1 protein-coding gene is annotated in these 437 nt (G+C 76.4%); it reads right to left on the bottom strand.

Annotated elements, in window-relative coordinates; all coding sequences use genetic code 11:
- On the bottom strand, window positions 1–437 hold a 437-nt coding region (locus AC5RVB_RS16345), incomplete at both ends, for a PIG-L family deacetylase (protein WP_494143177.1).

Raw genomic sequence — 437 nt, 5'->3', positions numbered from 1 at the left:
AGCGTGTGCATGCCCTGCGGCAGGTCCGCCGCGGTGCCCCAGTGCCAGAGCCAGATCGGGTATTCCAGCAGCGGTACCCGGGCCTTGGCGGCCAGCCGGGCGGCAGCGGCTCCGGCGGCGTCGTGGTCGGTGTGCCCGTCCCGGCGCCAGGGGGCGGCCAGCCAGAGGCCGTCCGTGTCGGTGCCGACCAGCCCGGCCAGGAAGGTGTCCAGCTCCGCGCATCGGGCGGCCAGCTGCCCGTCCGGCAACCCCAACAGGTGAACCCTGGCATCCGGAGCGAGCCGCGCGACGGCGGCGCGCAGCTCCGCTTCCCGCAGCACGGTCAGGGTCTGCGGCGTGTGGGTCGGGGAATCGGGGTGGGAGGCTTCCCCGGCGGTTGCCACCACCACGTCGACGGCGGCGCCGGCGGCCGCGAGGGTCGCGATCAGCCCGCCGGC

The sequence above is a fragment of the Arthrobacter sp. Y3225209 genome (assembly GCF_059090685.1).
This window is presented reverse-complemented; position numbering and strand designations above follow the sequence as displayed.